Source organism: Deltaproteobacteria bacterium (genome assembly GCA_016875225.1).
Lineage (GTDB): Bacteria > Myxococcota_A > UBA9160 > SZUA-336 > SZUA-336 > VGRW01.
This window is the reverse complement of sequence record VGRW01000032.1, coordinates 1-18,557: the sequence shown is the minus strand read 5'-3', so window position 1 is coordinate 18,557 and position 18,557 is coordinate 1. Positions and strand designations below refer to the sequence as shown.

Below are 18,557 nucleotides of genomic sequence, written 5' to 3'. Positions count from 1 at the left end.
AGCCCACGATCGCGACGGGCGTGCGCACGTCTCAGACCGACCGCGGACCGGCTCTGCCCAGGAGAGATGCGGCCACGTGCCAGCCGCCGCGAATCCCGCAGACGATCACGAGCGAGAAGAACAGCCCGAACACCACGTGCCAGGCCATCAGCAGCCCGTAAGTCGCGGCCACGCCGAGCCCGAACAGGATCTGGTTGCGCTTCGAGGTCGGCGTCGTCGGCGGGTCGGTGACCATGTAGAAGGTGAAGAGGAGGAATGCGAGGCCGGTCATCGGCCCGAGCGCGGGAACGAGCGCGGCGCCCAGCAGCCAGTGCCGCAGCCACGCCTGCGCGGCGAAGCCGCCGAGCCAGGCGAGCAGCAGCGGCAGCCGGCGCGTGAAGCGCGCGTTGATGAAGCTTCCGGTCGTGACGACGAGAAGCGGGAACGCCCAGTCCCACGGCCCCGCGATGTTCTCGGTGAACTGGTACGGCGGCGCGATGCCGACCCATGGGAACAGGAAGAGCGTGGTCGCGATCCCCAGGTTCGAGGGGTTCATGAAGTGGCGCGTGCGCCCGTCGATCTCGACGCGGAACGCCAGCTTCGAGCCGATCGCGAGCGTCGTGGCGAAGACCACCGGCATCAGGTGTTCGTTGGGGTAGAGCAGCATCGACACCGCGAGCGACGAGATGTGCGCGGAGAGCAGGAAGTCGACGAAGCCGCCGAAGGAGCCGGTGAGATAGCGGGGCTTGGTTCTCCGCGCGCGCGCGTCGATCGTCTCGAGCAGGAGCTCGACGGTGTAGCCGGTCGCCAGCGCCGCCAGCGGGTGCGCCCAGGAGGTCTCGAAGCCGAGGAAGACGTGGCCGACGACGTTCAGCAGCGTGATCGCGAAGGCGAAGCGCCGCAGACCCCCGAGCCGCGCCTGCTGGCCCCAGTCGATCGCGCCGACCCCGATCGGTGTCGGTGCCGACGGCCCGGGCGGCGCGGTCGGACGGAAGCCGCCGACGTCCGAGACGGCCGAGGTCACTGCACGCCTCCCGCGCGTTCGTCGTGCGCGGCCGCGCCGACCAGCCAGTCGGGGTCCGGCGCGTCCGGCAACACCACGGTGTGCCAGCCCGAAGCGAGATCGAGCTCGACCTGCGCGGGCCGTCCGAAGCGGTCGCGGTAGCGCACGAGGACGCGGCTCGATCGGTCTCCCGCGTCGCCGAGCCCGAAGTGGAGCTCCGGGCTGCGCACGCCCGAGTGGCCGTTTCCGCCGTCGACCTGGCCGACCAGGACGCGCCCGTCCGCGCGGCGCACGGTCGCCGCGGCGCCGATCGCGGGCCAGCTCGCGCCGTCCGGGTGTCCGCTGCGCACGCGGACCTCTTTCGCCGCGCCGCCCACGGGGTGGGCGAGGTGCAGGCCCAGGAAGGCGTTCGCCGCTCCGGAGCGCTCGTTGCGATAGAAGACCGACGGCTCCCACTGGTTCGCGACCGCGAAGTCGAGGTCGCCGTCGCCGTCGACGTCCGCGGTGGCGATGCCGCGCGAGACTTGCGGCTGATCGATGCCGAGCTCCGCCGACAGGTCGTAGTAGCGTCCGTCGCTGGCGCGCGCGTAGAACGGGTTCGGAGCGTGACCGGAGAGATCGTCGCCCGCCTGGAAGCGCGGCCAGGTTCCCGCGAGCGCCAGCAGCTCGTCGTTCGCGGTCGCGAGCTCCTGCAGCTCGGGCCAGCGGTTGGTGTCACCCTTCGCGAAGCCTGTGGCCTGCACGGCCTCGGGCACGCCGTCGTTGTCGAAGTCGCCAAAGCGCGTGTCCCAGCCCCAGCTGCTGCGCGCGACGCCGAGCGCATCGCCCTGGTCGGAGTAGGGCGCGACGCCCGTGCCCGGGCTGCCCCATTCGCCGTCGCTCACGAACAGAAAGTGGCTCTCGAGCAGCGCGTAGTCGTCGGCGATGTTGCTGATGAAGAAGTCGAGTCGACCGTCGCCGTTCACGTCGGCGAAGTCCACGCCCATTCCCTTGAACGAGTCGCGTCCGAGAACGCGAGAGCGCGGTGTGTCGAGCCCGCGCTTGCCTTCTACCAGCTCGAAGCGCGGTCGGCCCGCGCGTGAGGCGTTGCGGTACAGGCGATCCGGTCCGAAGTCGTTGGCGAAGTACAGCTCGGGCCGCAGGTCGCCGTCGAGGTCGGCGGCTCCGATCGCGAGCGTCCACGCGTGCAGCGAGAGCTCGTCGAAGACTCCAGCGACTTCCCGGTACGCCACGCGCGGCTCGCGACTCGTGCCCGAATCCTTCGCCGACCACAGGAAGACGCGGTTCTTGCCCCCGTTGTAGGCGCGCGACATGGAGTGCTGCATCGAATCGGGCTCGGTCGCGCCTGCGTCCAGGATTCGCGCGCCGTCCTGGAAGTAGTTGCCGATCAGCAGGTCCGCGTGGCCGTCGCCGTCGATGTCGGCGAACGTGGCGGCGTTGGTGTACCAGCGCTCGCCGCTGCGGCTGAGCTCGAGCGGGACGTAGCCCGCGGCGCTCGGCTTCTCGCCGGGGGCGGCGCGGGACAGGAACGAGATCGGCGTGCGGCCCCAGTAGTACACGAACAGATCCGTTCGGCCGTCCTCGTTGAAGTCGCCAGGCACGCAGCCCATCGGCGCCATCGTGGCGGCGTCGTATGGCAGCGAGCCAGCCGAGAGCGCGGTGATCGGGTAGCGGGCGCCGCTTCCCGGCACCGGCGCGATCGTGACTCGGTCCGTGCGCGGGTCGACCTGACACACGTCGTTCGCGAGGCCGTCGCCATCGATGTCCGCGAGCGCGACGGCCGCGCCGACCGCGGAGATCCAGCCGGAGTGGCGCTCCAGGCTCGGGTTCACGCTGCGCCGGGTCTGGTGGGGGCCTTCGGACCACTCCTCGAGCGCGACCGGTGCGAAGTGGAAGCGCGAGGCGAGCGCGGATCGCTCGTCGGCGCCGAGCTCGGGCAGGCCGACGGCGGAGCCGACCGCAGCGATCAGCGCGATCGCCGCGAGCTTGGCCGCGTGACGCCGATGGGCGGGCAGCCGATCCGTCACGACCCGGCCCCGACACCGGCGGGGAAGCCGCGCTCGAGTGTCTCGCGGATTCCGCGACGCCAGCCCTCGAACCCCGTCTCGTCACCGGCGCGGCGAGGTACCGCTTCGACCCGAGCGAGCTCGCTGTGACAGAGCTTGGCCGCGAGCTCGACGGAGCTGCCGGCGATCCGCTCGACCGCGCGCCGCGTGTGCTCCGCGGGAATAACTGCACGCAGCCGCGCCTCGGCGGCAAAGGCCGCTCCCTGGGCCATGGCGCCGCGCTGCGCGCCCGCGCGCCGAACGAGCCGCTCGACCGCCTCGTCGTCCACGCCGCCCGCGTACGAGCAGGCGAGGCCGATGCCGCTCCAGAGATCGGCGCGACGTTCGACCGGAAAGCCCGCGACGCAGGCGGCGACGGCGTCGGGGTCCGCGCAGCAGACGAACCAGAGGCTGCGGCCGAGGCCGCAGTCGAAGACGCGCAGCGCTGCACCGCGCAGACCGTGCGGCTGCTCGTGTCGCGCGACGGTCCTCTCGGTGTGGAAGAAGCCCTCGTGGAAGCCGTACCCGTCCAGCGCCAGCCAGCCGACCACGGGATCGAGCGAGCGAAGCAGCGGCTCCACCCGCCGCCGCAGCCGCGCCCACGCCCAGCCCGCGCCGATCAGAACCATGTACGTGTGTGGCTCGCCGGGGCCAGCGAGAAAGGACTGCAGGCGATCGCGCCGCCACGGAGTCACGCGGTCCAGAAGCTCGAGCGCCATTCCCGCGCCCTCGTAAGCGAAGCCGCGCCGCTCGGCCGGGATCCGATCGAGCTCGAGCGCGAGTCGCCCCGCCTCGGGCTGTGCCAGCGCCAGCCGATACCCGGCGACGAAGGTCCGAGCCACGCCTTCGAGTCGCGCCGCCGCGGTCGGCTCGCGGACCGCGAAGCCGCGCCGTGCGAACTCGACCTCGCGGGTGTCGATCCCGAAGAGGTGACTCCGGATTCGTGAGGAGATCTGCAGCAAGACAGCATCCATCGCTTCGGCGACCCGCTCCGAGACAGCCGCCCGAGTGTCCCACCATCGAGCCGCCGTGTATACCGGCGTCCGATCACGGGTCCCCAGGGACGGCGCTCTCCCCCGGGGCAGTCACCCCGGGGGAGGAGGAGATCGCTCCAGCTACGCGGAAGCCGCCTTTCGCCGGAGCCGCGGGATGAACAGCGCCGCCCCCGCGAGCAGGATCAACCCGACCAGCGTCAGGCTCGGCTTGGGAACGGCCGGCACCGCGGAGGTGCTCCCGGTCTCCATCCGGATCGTCCCGGTCGTGCTGCCCGAGGAGCCGGCGAGCGGCCCGCCCGGCGCGCCGATGAAGTCGATCCGGTAGGTGATGTCGAAGAAGCTGTCGACCTCGTATTTGCCGCTCGGCCGCAGCGTGAGCGTCGTGTGACCGGGGCTCGGCATGCCATGGAACTGCCCGCCCGTGATCCGAAGCAGGTCGAAGTCCGGGTCGCCCGGCGGGAGCTGCCCCTGGAGGAACATCATCGCGGTGTCGAAGCTCTGGATCGGAGCCCCGGCCGTGCGCGGCGCGGCGTGGACCTCCATTTGCAGCGGCACCGAGACGATCCGGTGAAAGCCGGCCAAGTCACCCGTGCCGGTGAGCTCGAACTCCGCGGTCGTCGGGCTGCAGTCGACGGTTCCAGCCAGCGAGCCGCCGGCCGCCTCGCAGGTGCCTGGAGGCATGCTCACGGTGCACGATCCCGGCGGACTGATCGAGCCGGGCTCACGGCACATGAAGTCCTTGTGGATCGGAGCCAGCTGGATCGTCGTCCCGGGCGGCAGCCCGGCGATGATCTCGTGAACCTCGTCCGGGCTTAGATATTCACAGCCGATCGGCGGCAGCATCACCGTTCCACCGGTCGGAGTGACTTCGCACGGCCCGGCCAAGGCCAGCCCAGGGGCTCCGATCAGGCTCAGCACCCCGATCAGGACGGCCAGCCGAACTGCCGGAAGCCACTCAGTTAAATCCTCGATCCCACCCTTCCTTATTTGAATCCCCCTTCCCCAGATTCGAGAACCACGGGTCGCCGGGTGAACTACCGCACGGCCCTAACTCGTGGCGTCCTTCCTACACTACAGCGGGTCACATATCCGAGTACAGGAAATTATTTAGGGCTGGAGCTGCGGCCGGGTGGACCTTGAGACTCGCCCACCTCGATCCGGCCACGGGTGGGGCTCCGGGCTACGATCGCCAGCAGCCGTGAGCCCGCCCCGACCCCAGTCCGGTTCAGACCCGGGCGCCCCGTCCGTGGCGCCGGTCGGCTTCGTGCGCCGGATGATCCAGCTCGCCGGCCCTTACTGGAGCTGCGAGCGCAAGCGCAGGATTCGCGGAGTGACCCTGCTGCTGTTCCTGCTCACGGTCGCGCAGGTGGGGATCGCGGTCTGGGGGAACTACTGGAACCGCGCGCTCTTCGACGCGCTCGAGCAGCGCTCGGTGCGCGGCGTGCTGGTGCAGGTCGGCGTCTTCGCGCTGATCTTCGCGGCGTCGATCGGGGTCACGGCGGCGCACCTGCTCGCCAAGCGCTGGCTGCAGCTCGACTGGCGCGCCTGGCTCACCGAGCAGCTGGTCGGGCGCTGGATGCGGGACGGCCGCCACTACCGGCTGCTGTTTTCCGCGGGCGAGCACGACAACCCCGACCAGCGCATCGCCGAGGACATCCGCATCGCGACCGAGAGCGCGATCGCGCTCGCGCACACTCTGGTCTACTCGCTGCTCACGCTCGGGCTCTTCGTCGAGATCCTCTGGTCGGTCTCCGGCTCGATGACCCTGCCCGGAACCACCACGCAGGTGCCGGGCTACATGGTGCCGCTCGCGTTCCTGTACGCGGGCGTGGGCACGGCGCTGGGCTGGCTGCTCGGGCGGCCGCTCGTGCGCACCACCAACGCGCTGCAGAGCGCCGAGGCGGACTACCGCTTCGGGCTGGCTCGGGCGCGCGAGCACTCGGAGTCGATCGCGCTCATGCACGGCGAGCCGATCGAGCGCAGCGGCGCCGCGTCGCGCTTCGCTCGGATCGTCCGTGACTGGGATCGCCAGTCACTCGCCTACATGGGGATCGTCTCGTTCTCGACCGGCTACGGCGGGCTGCTGCCGGTGTTCCCGATCCTGGTCGCGGCGCCGCAGTACATCCTGGGCGCGATGTCGCTCGGCGCGCTGATGCAGGCCGCGCAGGCGTTCCAGCGCCTGACCTCCGCGCTCTCCTGGCCGGTCGACAACGTGGGAGAGATCGCGCGCTGCCGCGCGTCGGCCGACCGCGTGCGCTCGCTGTACGACGACATGCAGCGGCTCGACGCCGAGACGCGCGCGCCCACGGACCACCGCATCGCCATCGCCGAGTCCGACGGCCACCGGATCGCGTTCGAGGATCTCTGCATCGCCGACCCGTCGGGGCTGGTCCTGCTCGAGCACTTCGACGCCGAGATCCGCCGCGGCGAGCGGGTGCTCGTCGCCGGCGATCCGACCGTGACGAGCAGCCTGTTCAAGGTGATCGGCGGGCTCTGGCCGTGGGGAAGCGGGCGGGTGCGGCTTCCCGCGAGCGGCAGCAGCGTGTTCATGCCGCAGCGGCCGTTCCTGCCCGAGGGCACGCTGCGCCGCGCCCTCTGCTATCCGCGTCCGCCGGACGCGCACAGCGACGAGCGGATCCGCTACGCGCTCGAGTGCGCAGGCGTCGCCTGGCTGGCTCCGCGCCTCGACGACGCCGCGAGCTGGGAGCAGGTGCTGCCGCTGCGCGCGCAGCAGCGGCTCGGCTTCGTGCGCGTGTTTCTGCAGCGGCCGGCCTGGATCTTCATGGAAGAGGCGACCGACGCCTTCGACCCCAAGGGCGAGCGGCTGATCCTGGAGATGCTGCACCGCGAGCTGCCCGACGCGGGCGTGCTCACGATCAGCTTCCACCCCGGGCTCGAGCCGCTGCACCAGCGCAAGATCGTTCTCACGCGCCTGCGCGAGAAGAAGTACCTCTAGCCGCTCAATCGAAGCGCCGCGGCAGCCAGCCGCGCTCGACCGAGTCGCGCAGGCTCCAGGCCGGCATGGTCTCCGTGCGGTAGCTCCAGAAGAACCAGCCGTGGTAGCGCTCGAAGGCTTCGAGCTGCGCCGACGCGTAGGCGCGGAGCGCCGCGTCGAGCACGGCGGGCTCCGTCGCCGCTGTCGTCGCGGGCGCGAGCCCGAGGCTCCACTCGCCGACGATCGCGGGCAGGCCGAGCTCGGCCTGGATCGTCTCGGCCTCGTCCCGCCACAGAACCCCCGCCTTGTGCACGTGCCCGGCGAGGTCGAGCGCGATGTCCGCCGGGTCGAAGCACTGGTAGCGGTGCACGTCGAGGATCGCGTTCTCGAAGCGCGGCGGCTGCAGGAAGCCGAGATACTCGCGGTGCGAGCGGAAGCCGTCGTGGACGATCACGGCCACGTCCTCGGCGCGGCAGTGCGCGCGCACCGCGGCGTACGCGCGCAGGTACCAGCCCTTCAGAAGCTCCGTCGGCACGTCCCAGCGCGGCTCGTTCAGAAGCTCGATCGCGTGCAGCGCCGCGTGGCCGCGGTAGCGCGACGCGAGTCGCGCGAGCACGTCGACCGAGTGCGCGAGATACTCCTCGCGAGTGTGCCAGTCACACACGTCCTGGATTCCGCCGTTGTCGAAGCCGTTCTGGCAGCCCGGCGCCGCGTGCAGATCGAGCGCGACGCGAAGCCCGTGCTCCGCCGCCTGGTCGAGCGCGCGGTCGAGCACGTCGATCCCGCCCTCGACGTAGGGGTGCGGGTCGGCGCCGTAGCTCTCGTGGTACGGATACGGCGGCCCGAAGATCCAGTGCCCGAGCGGAATGCGGACCGCGTCGATGCCGATCTCGGCCAGCCAGGCGAAGTCGTCGCGCGAGACGAAGGCGTCCCAGTGCGCTCGGAGGCGCTGCGCCGCCCGTTCTCGGCCGAGCTCCGCGCAGAACGAGGTCTCGTCCCGAGCCGCGAGCCCCGCGAAGAGGCTCGGCGTCATCCACTTCTCGAGCACGAGCCAGCCGCCGAGGTTCACGCCGCGGAGACGACCCGAGCCGCGGTCTCGATTGCGCCCGGGACTCACGATCGCCTATCATGCGGCCGACGAATATGCATGTCGCCTAGCTCCAAAACGGGTTCCGCAGCTCCTCGAGGCGCGGGTGGCGGCAGCCGCTCCGGACTGCTCGACCTGGTGCGCCTGTTCGCCAGCTTCGACATCGTCGCCTATCACACGGGCGGCGCGCTCGGCGACGGCTCGATGTTCCGACTCGGCATCGGCATGGAGATCTTCCTGCTGATGAGCGGTGTGAGCGTGGGCCTGCACTCTGGCGAGCGGCCGCTCCGCCCGTTCCTGGCGGAGCGCGCCAGGCGCTATCTGACGCCCTTCGCGTTCTGGTGGGTCGTCTACGCCGCCTTGCTCAGCTTCTCCGCGCTCCGACACGAGCAGCCGGCGTTCAGCTGGTTCGAGCCGAGCATGATCTGGCGGGGCAGCTACTACCACCTCTGGTTCATGCCGGTCGCGCTCGGCGTCTGCGTCGCGGTCGAGGCGCTGCGCCTGGCCTCGCGCAACGTGCCGAGCAGGGTCTTCGTCGCCGTCGTCCTGCTGCTCTCGCCGCTGCTCTTCCACGCCGGCCCGGCGCTGCGCCCGCACGTCTCGATCGGCGTGTACGAGTGGGTCTGGGCGATTCCCGCGGTGCCGATCTCGGTGGCGTTCTGTCGGATCATCGCGCTGCCGCGGACGCCGCGCTGGCCGCTTGCGATGCTCTGCTTCGCGGGCGCGGTCGCTTTGAGCGGCCTCGCCGTCTGGTACGTCGACCGCGACACCTTCCCGCTGCGCTTCGCGGTGGGCGCGTTCCTGATCGGCCTCGGCTTCGCGGTCTCGTATCCGTCGAACGCGCTCCTGTTCCGGATCCGCACCATGACGGCCGGGATCTTCCTGTGTCACCCGCTGGTGATCCGCGGCGTGCTCCGCTTCATCGAGCCGCTTCCGATCGCGCTGATCGCGGCGATCATCTGGGTTCTCGCCGCGTGCCTGACCCTCGTGCTCCAGCGCACCCGCCTGGCGCGCTTCGCGGGCGCGCCGCCCGAGACCGCCGCGCCTGTCGCGAGGCACAAGCCGAGTCACGCTGTTTCCGCGTGACCTGCTAGCGCGAGACGCTGACCCGCACCGCCGCGATCGCGATCAGCGCCGGATCGGCCGCGGTTCCCGAGTCCGCGAGCATTCCGCCCTTCTCGGCTCGGACGGTGACGATTCCGACCGGAAGCGCCGCGCGCACGGAGTCTAGGTCGACGCGCTCGGGGTGCGGACACGCGATCGCGACGTCGACGTGGATCGAGTCCCCGCCGCCAAGATCGAGCTCGCGCAGGAAGAGCAGGCTGTTGCGGCGGATCGCGTGGTCCACGGCGCGGCGCGCCGCGGTGGTGTCGTCGCCCCCGTGCAGGTCCACGCCCATCCCGGTCTGGAGGACGTAAGGCGTCTTCTTCATCTCGAGCTCTCCTTCACGCGCAGGAATCCGCGCTCACGCGCCGCTTCGAGACAGCGGCCGATGTCGACCACGGGCGGTCCCGAGCGGGTGATGGTCATCCGCGCGACCGTCCCTTCGGGCAGAAGCAGCTCGCGCTCGCCGTCGAGCGCGAGAAGCGCGGGGCCGTGCACCTGCACCGGCGCTCCGAGCGCGAGCCGGTCCACGCGCGAGAGCGAGACGGGCCGCACCAGGCCCGGCGCGATCGCCGCGGCGACCTCGACTTCGCCCGGGCCGAACTCGAGGTGCAGGCCGAACTCGTCCGACGGCCGCACGCCCGCGATCATCCCGCCGACCGCGGACATGCCGACGGCGTCGGCCTCCGCGCGCGTCAGCACGACCTCGCGGATCCGCCCGGTCTCCCAGATCGCGCGGCCCGCCGTGAAGCCCGGCGCCATCACGACCGCGTCGATCAGCGCGATCTCGCGCACGGCCTCGGCGAGCGCGATCTCGACGAGCTTGCAGCGCGGCGCGACCTCGTCGGGATCGACCACGCCCGTCGCCAGCGCCCCGGCGGCGAGACCCGCGACCGTCCCCTCGACCATCACCGGGAACACGTTGTTCGTGCCGGTCGAGATCGGGACGAGCGGCACGTCGCGCATGCCCTTCGCGATCATCCGATTCGTGCCGTCGCCGCCCAGGCTGACGATCGCTCCCACACCGGCCTCCGCCATCGCCGCCGCGGCGAGCGAGCTGTCGCGCGCGTCGCCGCGGAAATCGCCCTGCGCGGGAACGAGCTCCACGCGCGCGTCGATCTCGTCGGCGGCGCGGCGGACCAGAGCGTGCGGGTCCGGCATGTAGACGACGCGCGCGACGCCGGCGGCCGCCGCGCCGAGCAGCGCGCGCCGGACGATGTTGACCTTCTCGTCGTTGCCGAACACCGAGGCGTGCGCCACGAGCCTCCGGATGTCCTTGCCCGAAGCGGGGTTCGCGATGATCCCGACGCTGGCGCCGTCCCGCTTCGCTCTCGCTCCGCTCATCCGTGCCATGATACCGGCCGCGCCCCGTCGGGCTTGGAGCGGGGGGGAGGAGATCCGCGTGACACTTGGCGACGAGCGGCTGATCGCGATGTACCGCGCGCTGGCGGGCAGCCGCCGGGCCGAGCAGCGGATCACGGATTTGAACAAGAAAGGGGTCCTGCGCGGTCACCACTCGGGCCTCGGACACGAGGCGATCGGCGTGGGCGTCGGCTTCGCGGTGCGGCCCGACGACTGCGTCCAGATGAGCCACCGCTCGGGAATGATGCTGGCGCACGCGCGCGGCGGGTACAGCCTGAAAGAGGCCGTGCTCAGTCAGTTCGGCCGCGCGCGGAGTCACTACGCGAACGTCGAGGGGCGGCCGCGCGTGCTCTCGATCGTGGGTCTCGTCGGCACCTGGGTCCCGATGTCGATCGGCGTCGCCATGGCCGACAAGCTGCGCGGGCGCGACACCGTCACCGTGACCTTCTTCGGCGACGGCGCCGCGAACGAGGGCGCCGTCCACGAGGCGATGAACCTGGCGGGTGCCCGGCGCCTGCCTGTCGTCTTCGTCGTCGAGAACAACGGCTTCGCGGTGAGCATGCCCACGAGCGAGGCCACCGCGGCCGAGGACTTCGCGAGCCGTGCCGCCGGCTACGGGATGCCGGGCGTCTCGGTGGACGGCCACGACGTGCTGGCCGTGCACGAAGTCGCGGAGCAGGCCGTGGCGCGCGCGCGAGCCGGCCGCGGCCCCACGCTGATCGAGGCGCGGATCACGCGCTGGGAGCCGCACGCGCACGGCATCGCCGACGTCCGTTCGGAGGGCGAGATGGCGCTGGCGCGAGAGCGCGACGGCGTGCGCAGCTTCCGCCAGGCGCTGCTCGAGCGCGGCATCCTCGACGAGAACTCCGCGCGCGCGATCGAAGCCGAGATCGACGCGGAGATCGCGGCCGCGGTCGAGGCGGGGTCGGTCGCGATCCCGGAGCGACCCGATCCGCAGCCGCTGGACCGCGACGCCGCCTTCCGCCTGGCCTACGCCGTCTGACCCGGGAGCCCATCCGATGACTCAGTCACTCTACGTCGAGGCCATCAACCGGGCGCTCCGCGAGGAGATGGAGCGCGACCCCGCGGTCCTGATGATCGGCCTCGACGTCGGGCGCCAGGGCGGGCTCTTCGGGGCCACCCGCGGGCTCTTCGACCGCTTCGGCGCCGAGCGCGTGATCGACACGCCGATCTCCGAGGCCGGCTACACCGGCGCCGCGATCGGCCTGGCGATGGAGGGGCTGCGCCCCGTCGTCGAGATGCAGTTCGCCGACTTCGTCACCGTGGCCTTCGACCAGCTCGCGACCGTCGCGGCCAAGATGCACTTCATGACGCAAGGCGCGATCCACGTCCCGTTGGTCGTGCGCATGCCGTACGGCGTGAACGTGACCGGAGAGGGCTACATGACCGGCGCCGGGCCCCACCACTCGCAGAGCCCCGAGGCCTGGTTCTGCCACATCGCCGGGCTCAAGGTGGTCATGCCCTCCACCCCCGCGGACGCGCTCGGCCTGCTCAAGGCCTCGATCCGCGACGAGAACCCGGTGATGTTCTTCGAGCAGAAGGGCCTCTACTACACCTCGCGCGCGGAGCTTCCCGAGGGCGAGCACGTGATCCCGCTCGGCAGCGGCGAGGTGAAGCGCGCCGGCCGCGACGTCACGGTGATCGCGACCGGCGCGATGGTCCAGCTCGCGCTCGCCGCCGCGGACAAGCTGCAGAGCGACGGGATCTCGGTCGAGGTCGTCGACCCGCGCACGCTCGTCCCCCTGGACCGGGAGACACTCCTTTCGAGCGCCTGCAAGACCGGCCGCGTGCTCGTGACTCACGAGGCTCCACCCCCCCCGGGCTTCGGCGCCGAGATCGCGGCCGTGATCGCCGAGGACGCCTTCCGCAGCCTGAAGGCGCCCATCCGCCGCCTCTGCGGCGCCGACATGCCCGTCCCCCCCGGCGCGATGGTCCGCGCCGCGATCCCGACCCGTGCGCGACTCGAGGACGCGATCCGCGAGCTCGCGCAGAGCTAGTCGCGCGGCATTCCGCTCGAGGGGAACCACATGCACGACGTGAAGGGAATCGGTCTGGCGCAGGTGCGCGAGGTCTACTCCGGGGCGGAGGGCGACCTCTGGGAGCTGCTGATGGGGCAGCAGATCCACATCGGCGGCATGCGCTCGTCGCTGGATCTGGCCGAGCGCGCCGGCATCGGCGCGGGCCAGCGCGGCGTCGACCTGTGCTGCTGCAGCGGCGCGGGCATGCGCTTCCTGGTGCGCTTCCGGAAGGTCGCGTCGATGATCGGCGTCGACGCGACGGCCAAGGTGGTCGAGCGCGGGCGCGCGCGCTGCCGCGAAGAGGGGCTCGGCGACCGCATCGAGCTCGTGCTCGCCGACGCCTGTGCCACGGGTCTCGAGCCGGAGCGCGCGGACTTCGTCTGGGGCGAGGACGCCTGGTGCTACGTCGAGGACAAGCCGCGCCTGGTCGCCGAGGCGGCCCGACTCGTGCGCCCCGGCGGGACGATCGCCTTCACCGACTGGGTCGAGGGCCCGCGCGGCCTCACGCCCGCCGAGGGGGAGCAGCTGCTCAGGTTCATGAAGTTCCCGAACCTCGAGAGCCTGTCCGGTTACCCGCGCCTGCTCGAGAGCGCCGGCTGCACGGTGATCGAAGCGTCCGACACCGGCCGCTTCGCGCCGCACATCGAGCTCTACCTGCAGATGGCGCAGATGCAGCTCGGCTACGACGTGCTGCGCATCCTCGACTGGAGCGAGCCCGCGCTCGACGCGCTCGGCGGCGCCATGGCCTGGATGCTCGAGCTCGCGCGCGCCGGCAAGCTCGTGCAGGGAAGATTCGTCGCGAGGAAGCGCCCGCACGGCTGAGCAAGCGCGGCGCTCCCTCAGCCCTTCGCGACCTCGGCCTCGACGTCGGCTGCGAAGTCGGCCTCGGCTGCGGGCTGGCTCGGCTCGCTGGCCTTGCCGATGCCCATGTACGGATAGCGCTCGCGGAAGGTGGCCTGGATCTCGGCGAGCGGAACGTCGCCGTACTCGCCGCGCTCGTTCACGTACTCCATGTGTCTGCGGCCCTCGCGGTCGGCGGGGTGGAAGATGGAGTCGCGCTCGCCGTCGAACTCGAGCGGCAGCAGGCCGAACTTCTGACACAGCTCGATGTTGAACGCGGGCGTCGCCTTCAGCCAGCGATCGGCGGCCCCGAGCCGCAGGGACGTGTAGCCGTGCCAGTAGAAGACGTCCGTCTGCATCTGCTCGCGCATTCGCGCCGTCGAGAGGTGGTTGCGCACGTCCGCGAAGCCGAGCCGCGCCGGAACGCCGACGGCGCGGCAGGCGGCCGCGAGCAGCACGGCCTTGGACACGCACCAGCCGTGGCCGCGCGCGAGCGTCGCGCTGGCGCGAAGCGCGGGCTCGTCGATCGCCGCCTGGTAGGGGTCGTAGCGGATCCCGTCGCGCACGGCGTAGTACAGGCGGACGGCGCGCTCCACGGGTGTCGTGGCGCCGGCGCTGCGCGCGGCGGCGAACTCGCGCACGCTGGGGTGATCCGAATCGATGATCCGGGTCGGGGCGAGTGACTCCGACTCGAGCGGGCTCAGGGGACGGGCTTGCGACATGTCTCGCACGGTAGCAGCGCGGGCTACAACCCGACGTGCTTCGCCAGCTCCTCGCGGTGGTGCGCGGCGTCGCCGAACAGCAGCTCGCTCGACTTCGCGCGCTTGAAGTACAGATGCGGCGCGGCCTCCCAGGTGAAGCCCATGCCGCCGTGGATCTGGATGTTGTCCGCGGCGGCGTGGTAGTAGGCCTCGGAGCAGTAGGCCTTGGCGAGCGCGGCGGCCTCGACGAAGTCCGGCTCGTTCGCCGCGGCGATGAACAGCGCGTTGGTGGCCGCGGACTTCGCCATCTCCACCGCGACCAGCATCTCGGCGCACTTGTGCTTGATCGCCTGGTAGCTCCCGATCGGGCGGCCGAACTGGAGCCGGCTCTTCGCGTAGTCCGTCGCCATCTCCAGGCACTTCTGCGCGCCGCCCACCTGCTCGGCCGCGAGCGCCGCGCACACGAAGGCGAGCACGCGCTCGAAGCTCGAGGTCTGGTCGCCGCTCGAGATTCGCGTCGCGGGCGTGCCCGCGAAGCGCACGCGCGCGAGCTTGCGGGTGAGATCGAGCGGCGGGATCGCGCTGCGCGAGAGGCCGGGGGCGCTCGCGTCCACGCGCAGCAGCTCGAGGCCCGCGTCGCCGCGCGCGACCACGAGCAGCACGTCGGCGCAGAGCCCGTCGAGCACGAGCGTCTTCTCCCCGTCGAGCGTCACGTTCGCGCCCGTGCCGCTGGCGCGCAGGCCGATGCCGGCCACGTCCCAGCGCCCGTTCGGCTCGGCGAACGCGACGCTCACGATCGCCGCGCCCGACGCGATCTTCGGCAGCAGCTCCTTCTGCGTCACCGCGTCGGCGCAGGTGAGCAGCGCCTGCGCCGCGAACACGGAGGTGCCCAGATACGGCGCGCAGAGCAGCGCGCGCCCCATCTCTTCCATCGCGATCAATAGCTCGACCGGGCCGTAGCCGGCGCCGCCGTGCTCCTCGGGGATGATCAGGCCGACCAGGCCGAGCTCCTCGGCGAGCTGCTTCCAGACCTCGGGGTCGTAGCCGCGCTCGCCGACCATCGTGGCGCGCACGGCCTTCTCGTCGGATCGCTTGGCCAGGAACGCGCGCACGGTCTGGCGCAGCTCGTCGTGCTCATCGGTGAAGACGAAATCAGCGGGCATGGTTCGCTTGCTCCAATCTCGAGTGAGTGCCGCCGCCTAGGAGCGCGGCACGTCCTTCCAGGGCACGTCCTTGTCGACGCGCGGATCGCCCGGCAGGCCGAGCACGCGCTCGCCGAGGATGTTCTTCATGATCTCGGACGTTCCGCCCTCGATCGAGTTCGCGCGCGAGCGCAGGAACTGGTACTTCGCGAGCGCCTCGGCCGTGCGGCCCTCGAAGCCGCTCTGGCGCAGCTCGTAGCCCGCCTCGAACGCGAGCCCGTCGCTGCCCAGCACGTCGATCGCGAGCTCCCACAGGCGCTTGTTGATCTCCGCCTGCGCGAGCTTGCCGACCGAGCCCTCCGGCCCCGGATTGCCCGACTTCTGCGCGGCGCGCGCGCGCTGGTTGGTGACGCGCAGCAGCTCGTTCTCCATCCACGCGCGCGTCACGCGGTCGCGCATGATCACCTCTTGCGCTGGCGAGAGCGCGCCGGGCTTGCGCTTCTGCCACAGCTGCACGACCTGCGCGATCCCGCCCGCGCCCTTCTTCTTGGGGCCGCCGCCGCCGATCGCGACGCGCTCGTTCATGAGCGTGGTGATCGCGACGCGCCAGCCCTGGCCCTCCTTGCCGAGCATGTTCGCGTGGGGGATGCGCACGTTGTCGAAGAACACCTCGTTGAACTCGGCCTCGGCGGTGATCTGGTACAGCGGTCGGATCGTCACGCCGGGGCTCTTCATGTCGACGATGAAGTACGAGAGCCCGTCGTGCTTCGGCACGTCGGGGTTCGTGCGCACCACGAGCATGCCCCAGCTCGACAGGTGCGCGACCGACGTCCACACCTTCTGGCCGTTCACCACCCAGTCGTCGCCGTCGCGCACCGCGCGCGAGGACAGGCCCGCGACGTCGGAGCCCGCGCTCGGCTCGCTGAACATCTGGCACCAGATGTCCTCGCCCGAGAAGATGCGCGGCAGGTGGTACTTCTTCTGCGCCTCGCTCGCGTAGGTGAGCACCGTGGGCGCGCCCATGCCGATGCCGATCGTGCTGACCGGCGGATCGTGGTGCACCACCTTCGAGTGCTTTTGGATCTCGTCGAGCACCGTGAGCTGCTGCTTCGGGCTGATGCCGAGCCCCCCGTGCCCCTCCGGGAAGTGCACCCACGCCAGCCCGTGCTCGAACTGCTTGCGGCGGAACGTGATCGAGTCGGTGCGCTCCGGATGCGCTTCCGCGAGCAGCTTCTGGACGCGCCCGCGAAGCTCGGCTTCGGGCATCTCGCGCAGATCGGCCATGGGGTCTCCTTCGAGCAGTGCGAGCCCGCATTCTACCGATTCGGCGTCGCAGCCGGGGATGGTACCCTTCGCGTCGCGATGCAGACGGAAACCGTGAGGCTCGAGACCGAGGCCGGTCAGACGATCGACGCCGTCGTGCTCAGCAAGCACGCGGACCGGATCGACGTCGTGATCGCGGAGAGCGTGCGCTGCTCGCTCACCCCGACCCGCAACGGGCTCGCCTACGTCGGGAGCGTCCGCGGCCGCGAGCTCACCTACGCGCGCAGCCGCGCGGAGGTCGAGGCCGAGCTCGCCAAGGCGGATCCGAGCCGAAGGCGACTGCGAAGGCCGCTGCCGCCGAAGCGGTGAGGCCCGAGCTCCGACCCTCGAGCCGCGGCCTTCCGGTAGGATGGCCGAGCCGCGCCCGACGCGCGGCGCGACACAGGAGGGACGGCACGTGGAGTTCGATCTCATGACCGGGGGACTGACCTGGGAGAAGAGCGCCTCGCTCGCGCGCGAGCTCGAGCGCGCGGGCTTCTCGGGCATGCTGTTCACCGAGGCCGGCACGGTTCCGTGGATGATGATCGCGGCGGCGGCGATGGCCGCGCCGAAGCTCCACTTCTGCACCGGGATCGCGGTCGCGTTCCCGCGCAGCCCGATGGTGTCGGCGCAGGTCGCCTGGGAGCTGGCGCAGAACACGCGCGGGCGGTTCCGGCTGGGCCTCGGCAGCCAGGTGCGCGGCCACATCGTGCGCCGCTACGGCGCGCTCTGGGACAAGCCGGCGCCGCAGATGCGCGACTACGTGGGCGCGTTCAAGGCCTGCATCCGCGCGTTCCGCGGCGAGGAGAAGCTCCACCACGAGGGCCCGTACTACAATTTGAGTCTCCTGCCGGGTCAGTGGGCGCCGCCCCGCCACGCCTTCGAGGACGTGAAGATCGACATCTCCGCGGTGGGCCCGCAGATGTGCCGGGTCGCGGGCGAGCTGTGCGACGGCGTGCACGTCCACCCGATGCACTCGATGCGCTACATCGAGACGCGGCTCCTGCCGGCGCTCGCGGCGGGCGCCGCGAAGGCCGGACGCAGCGTCGCCGAGATCGACCTGATCGTGCCCGTGTTCGCGATCCCCGGCGACACGCCCGAGGCGCGCGCACGCATGATCCAGATCGCGCGCACGCAGATCGCCTTCTACGGCTCGACGCCGAACTACGCGTTCCAGTTCGACGACCTCGGCTTCCCGGGCACCACCGCGAAGCTCGGCGCGCTGATGAAGGCCGGCGACATCGGCGGCATGGCCGCCGCGATCAGCGACGAGATGCTCGAGCACTTCGCGCTGATCGCGCGCTGGGACGACCTGGCCGACGCGCTGATCGCCCGCTACGCCGGCAAGGCCGCGCGCGTGGTCAGCTACCTGGCGATGGGCGACATCCAGGAGCACCCCGACCACCTCGCGCGCTGGGGCGAGATCGCGAGGGCCGTGCGCGCGGCGTAAGATCGCGGAACAGATCCACTCGGAGGCGAACGTGAGCAAGCTTCAGGAAGACCGGCGCATCGACCCGCGCATCAAGGCCGCGCTGGGCGCTTTCCCCACCCTGGCGCAGAGCGACGTCCGCAGCCGCGACGAGCTGCTCGCCGAGGCCAACCAGCCGCACGCGATCGCGCAGCGCGAGCAGATGACCAAGCTCTTCGACCTCATGGACAACGAGCAGATCGCGTCGTCCGCGGGACTGTCGGTGGCCACGCACGAGTTCCGCTCCGCGCCCGACGGCAACACGGTGAAGGTGCAGCTGATCCGGCCCGAGTCGCGCGAGCCGCTGCCCTGCGTGTACTACATCCACGGCGGCGGCATGCAGGTCATGTCGTGCTTCGACGGCATGTACCGCGCCTGGGGCCGCATCATCGCGGCGCAGGGCGTCGCGGTCGCGATGGTCGACTTCCGCAACGCGCTGACTCCGTCGTCGGCGCCCGAGGTCGCGCCGTTCCCGGCGGGCCTGCACGACTGCGTGTCGGGCGTGAAGTGGCTGCACGAGAACGCGGCCCGCCTCGGTGTCGACCCCGCGCGGCC

Annotated in this window: 18 protein-coding genes; 8 read left to right on the top strand and 10 right to left on the bottom strand. The window is 71.3% G+C overall.

Annotated features, from left to right (window positions below; translation table 11 throughout):
• Positions 1–31: 31 nt before the first annotated feature.
• From FJ108_09790 to FJ108_09775, 4 genes are all read right to left on the bottom strand, one after another.
• Positions 32–916 carry an enediyne biosynthesis protein UnbU gene (locus tag FJ108_09790; protein MBM4336192.1) on the bottom strand — a complete coding sequence of 295 codons (885 nt, stop codon included), beginning with the start codon at positions 914–916 and terminating at the stop codon, positions 32–34.
• An 83-nt stretch (positions 917–999) separates the two neighbouring features.
• Positions 1,000–3,009 (bottom strand): CRTAC1 family protein, encoded by a 2,010-nt coding sequence (locus FJ108_09785; GenBank protein MBM4336191.1) that lies wholly within the window; start codon positions 3,007–3,009, stop codon positions 1,000–1,002.
• Complete coding sequence (locus FJ108_09780) at positions 3,006–4,001, bottom strand: DUF1702 family protein (protein ID MBM4336190.1); 996 nt, start codon at positions 3,999–4,001, stop codon at positions 3,006–3,008. The genes FJ108_09785 and FJ108_09780 overlap by 4 nt, the downstream gene beginning before the upstream one ends.
• Before the next feature lie 141 nt (positions 4,002–4,142).
• Positions 4,143–4,865, bottom strand: a complete 723-nt coding sequence (locus tag FJ108_09775; protein ID MBM4336189.1) for a hypothetical protein — start codon at positions 4,863–4,865, stop codon at positions 4,143–4,145.
• 430 nt (positions 4,866–5,295) lie between these two features.
• Between FJ108_09775 and FJ108_09770 the strand changes: the two genes are divergently transcribed.
• Entirely contained in the window at positions 5,296–6,978 is a 1,683-nt protein-coding gene (locus FJ108_09770; protein ID MBM4336188.1) for an ABC transporter ATP-binding protein/permease, read from the top strand.
• 4 nt (positions 6,979–6,982) lie between these two features.
• Here FJ108_09770 and FJ108_09765 read toward each other — a convergent pair whose 3' ends face one another.
• A complete protein-coding gene (locus FJ108_09765; GenBank protein ID MBM4336187.1) occupies positions 6,983–7,990 on the bottom strand; it encodes a glucan 1,3-beta-glucosidase in 1,008 nt (335 codons plus the stop codon).
• 114 nt (positions 7,991–8,104) lie between these two features.
• On the opposite strand from FJ108_09765, the gene FJ108_09760 reads away from it, so the two are divergent.
• Entirely contained in the window at positions 8,105–9,130 is a 1,026-nt protein-coding gene (locus tag FJ108_09760; protein ID MBM4336186.1) for an acyltransferase, read from the top strand.
• A gap of 4 nt (positions 9,131–9,134) precedes the next feature.
• Here FJ108_09760 and FJ108_09755 read toward each other — a convergent pair whose 3' ends face one another.
• Both FJ108_09755 and FJ108_09750 read right to left on the bottom strand, forming a co-directional pair.
• A complete protein-coding gene (locus tag FJ108_09755) occupies positions 9,135–9,476 on the bottom strand; it encodes a hypothetical protein (protein MBM4336185.1) in 342 nt (113 codons plus the stop codon).
• The gene (locus FJ108_09750; GenBank protein MBM4336184.1) at positions 9,473–10,501 is read right to left on the bottom strand and encodes an ATP-NAD kinase; all 1,029 of its coding nucleotides are present in this window, start codon (positions 10,499–10,501) and stop codon (positions 9,473–9,475) included. The genes FJ108_09755 and FJ108_09750 overlap by 4 nt, the downstream gene beginning before the upstream one ends.
• On the opposite strand from FJ108_09750, the gene FJ108_09745 reads away from it, so the two are divergent.
• The 3 genes from FJ108_09745 to FJ108_09735 are packed head-to-tail and all read left to right on the top strand — an operon-like array spanning position 10,365 to position 13,371.
• Positions 10,365–11,513 (top strand): thiamine pyrophosphate-dependent dehydrogenase E1 component subunit alpha, encoded by a 1,149-nt coding sequence (locus FJ108_09745; protein ID MBM4336183.1) that lies wholly within the window; start codon positions 10,365–10,367, stop codon positions 11,511–11,513. The genes FJ108_09750 and FJ108_09745 overlap by 137 nt on opposite strands.
• A gap of 16 nt (positions 11,514–11,529) precedes the next feature.
• The gene (locus tag FJ108_09740) at positions 11,530–12,528 is read left to right on the top strand and encodes an alpha-ketoacid dehydrogenase subunit beta (protein ID MBM4336182.1); all 999 of its coding nucleotides are present in this window, start codon (positions 11,530–11,532) and stop codon (positions 12,526–12,528) included.
• A 30-nt stretch (positions 12,529–12,558) separates the two neighbouring features.
• Positions 12,559–13,371 carry a methyltransferase domain-containing protein gene (locus FJ108_09735; protein MBM4336181.1) on the top strand — a complete coding sequence of 271 codons (813 nt, stop codon included), beginning with the start codon at positions 12,559–12,561 and terminating at the stop codon, positions 13,369–13,371.
• 17 nt (positions 13,372–13,388) lie between these two features.
• On the opposite strand, the gene FJ108_09730 is transcribed toward FJ108_09735, so the two are convergent.
• The 3 genes from FJ108_09730 to FJ108_09720 are packed head-to-tail and all read right to left on the bottom strand — an operon-like array spanning position 13,389 to position 16,498.
• Entirely contained in the window at positions 13,389–14,111 is a 723-nt protein-coding gene (locus tag FJ108_09730; GenBank protein MBM4336180.1) for a transglutaminase family protein, read from the bottom strand.
• A gap of 23 nt (positions 14,112–14,134) precedes the next feature.
• Positions 14,135–15,253: an acyl-CoA dehydrogenase gene (locus FJ108_09725; protein ID MBM4336179.1), complete on the bottom strand. Its 1,119-nt coding sequence runs from the start codon at positions 15,251–15,253 to the stop codon at positions 14,135–14,137.
• Between the two features lie 36 nt (positions 15,254–15,289).
• On the bottom strand, positions 15,290–16,498 hold the full coding sequence (locus FJ108_09720; protein ID MBM4336178.1) for an acyl-CoA dehydrogenase: 1,209 nt from the start codon (positions 16,496–16,498) through the stop codon (positions 15,290–15,292).
• Between the two features lie 96 nt (positions 16,499–16,594).
• Between FJ108_09720 and FJ108_09715 the strand changes: the two genes are divergently transcribed.
• The 3 genes from FJ108_09715 to FJ108_09705 all read left to right on the top strand — a co-directional run.
• Positions 16,595–16,864, top strand: coding sequence for a hypothetical protein (locus FJ108_09715; protein MBM4336177.1), 270 nt, complete (start codon positions 16,595–16,597; stop codon positions 16,862–16,864).
• A 103-nt stretch (positions 16,865–16,967) separates the two neighbouring features.
• Entirely contained in the window at positions 16,968–17,984 is a 1,017-nt protein-coding gene (locus FJ108_09710) for a TIGR03617 family F420-dependent LLM class oxidoreductase (GenBank protein ID MBM4336176.1), read from the top strand.
• A gap of 31 nt (positions 17,985–18,015) precedes the next feature.
• The coding region (locus tag FJ108_09705; protein MBM4336175.1) for an alpha/beta hydrolase at positions 18,016–18,557 on the top strand (542 nt) is incomplete at its 3' end.

Coding starts and splice junctions, on each gene's coding strand:
- FJ108_09780 (MBM4336190.1), bottom strand. CDS start 4,001: ATGGATGCTGTCTTGCTGCAGATCTCCTCACGAATCCGGAGTCACCTC.
- FJ108_09775 (MBM4336189.1), bottom strand. CDS start 4,865: ATGCTGCCGCCGATCGGCTGTGAATATCTAAGCCCGGACGAGGTTCAC.
- FJ108_09770 (MBM4336188.1), top strand. CDS start 5,296: ATGATCCAGCTCGCCGGCCCTTACTGGAGCTGCGAGCGCAAGCGCAGG.
- FJ108_09765 (MBM4336187.1), bottom strand. CDS start 7,990: ATGACGCCGAGCCTCTTCGCGGGGCTCGCGGCTCGGGACGAGACCTCG.
- FJ108_09760 (MBM4336186.1), top strand. CDS start 8,105: ATGTCGCCTAGCTCCAAAACGGGTTCCGCAGCTCCTCGAGGCGCGGGT.
- FJ108_09755 (MBM4336185.1), bottom strand. CDS start 9,476: ATGAAGAAGACGCCTTACGTCCTCCAGACCGGGATGGGCGTGGACCTG.
- FJ108_09745 (MBM4336183.1), top strand. CDS start 10,365: ATGTTGACCTTCTCGTCGTTGCCGAACACCGAGGCGTGCGCCACGAGC.
- FJ108_09750 (MBM4336184.1), bottom strand. CDS start 10,501: ATGGCACGGATGAGCGGAGCGAGAGCGAAGCGGGACGGCGCCAGCGTC.
- FJ108_09740 (MBM4336182.1), top strand. CDS start 11,530: ATGACTCAGTCACTCTACGTCGAGGCCATCAACCGGGCGCTCCGCGAG.
- FJ108_09735 (MBM4336181.1), top strand. CDS start 12,559: ATGCACGACGTGAAGGGAATCGGTCTGGCGCAGGTGCGCGAGGTCTAC.
- FJ108_09730 (MBM4336180.1), bottom strand. CDS start 14,111: ATGTCGCAAGCCCGTCCCCTGAGCCCGCTCGAGTCGGAGTCACTCGCC.
- FJ108_09725 (MBM4336179.1), bottom strand. CDS start 15,253: ATGCCCGCTGATTTCGTCTTCACCGATGAGCACGACGAGCTGCGCCAG.
- FJ108_09720 (MBM4336178.1), bottom strand. CDS start 16,498: ATGCCCGAAGCCGAGCTTCGCGGGCGCGTCCAGAAGCTGCTCGCGGAA.
- FJ108_09715 (MBM4336177.1), top strand. CDS start 16,595: ATGCAGACGGAAACCGTGAGGCTCGAGACCGAGGCCGGTCAGACGATC.
- FJ108_09710 (MBM4336176.1), top strand. CDS start 16,968: ATGACCGGGGGACTGACCTGGGAGAAGAGCGCCTCGCTCGCGCGCGAG.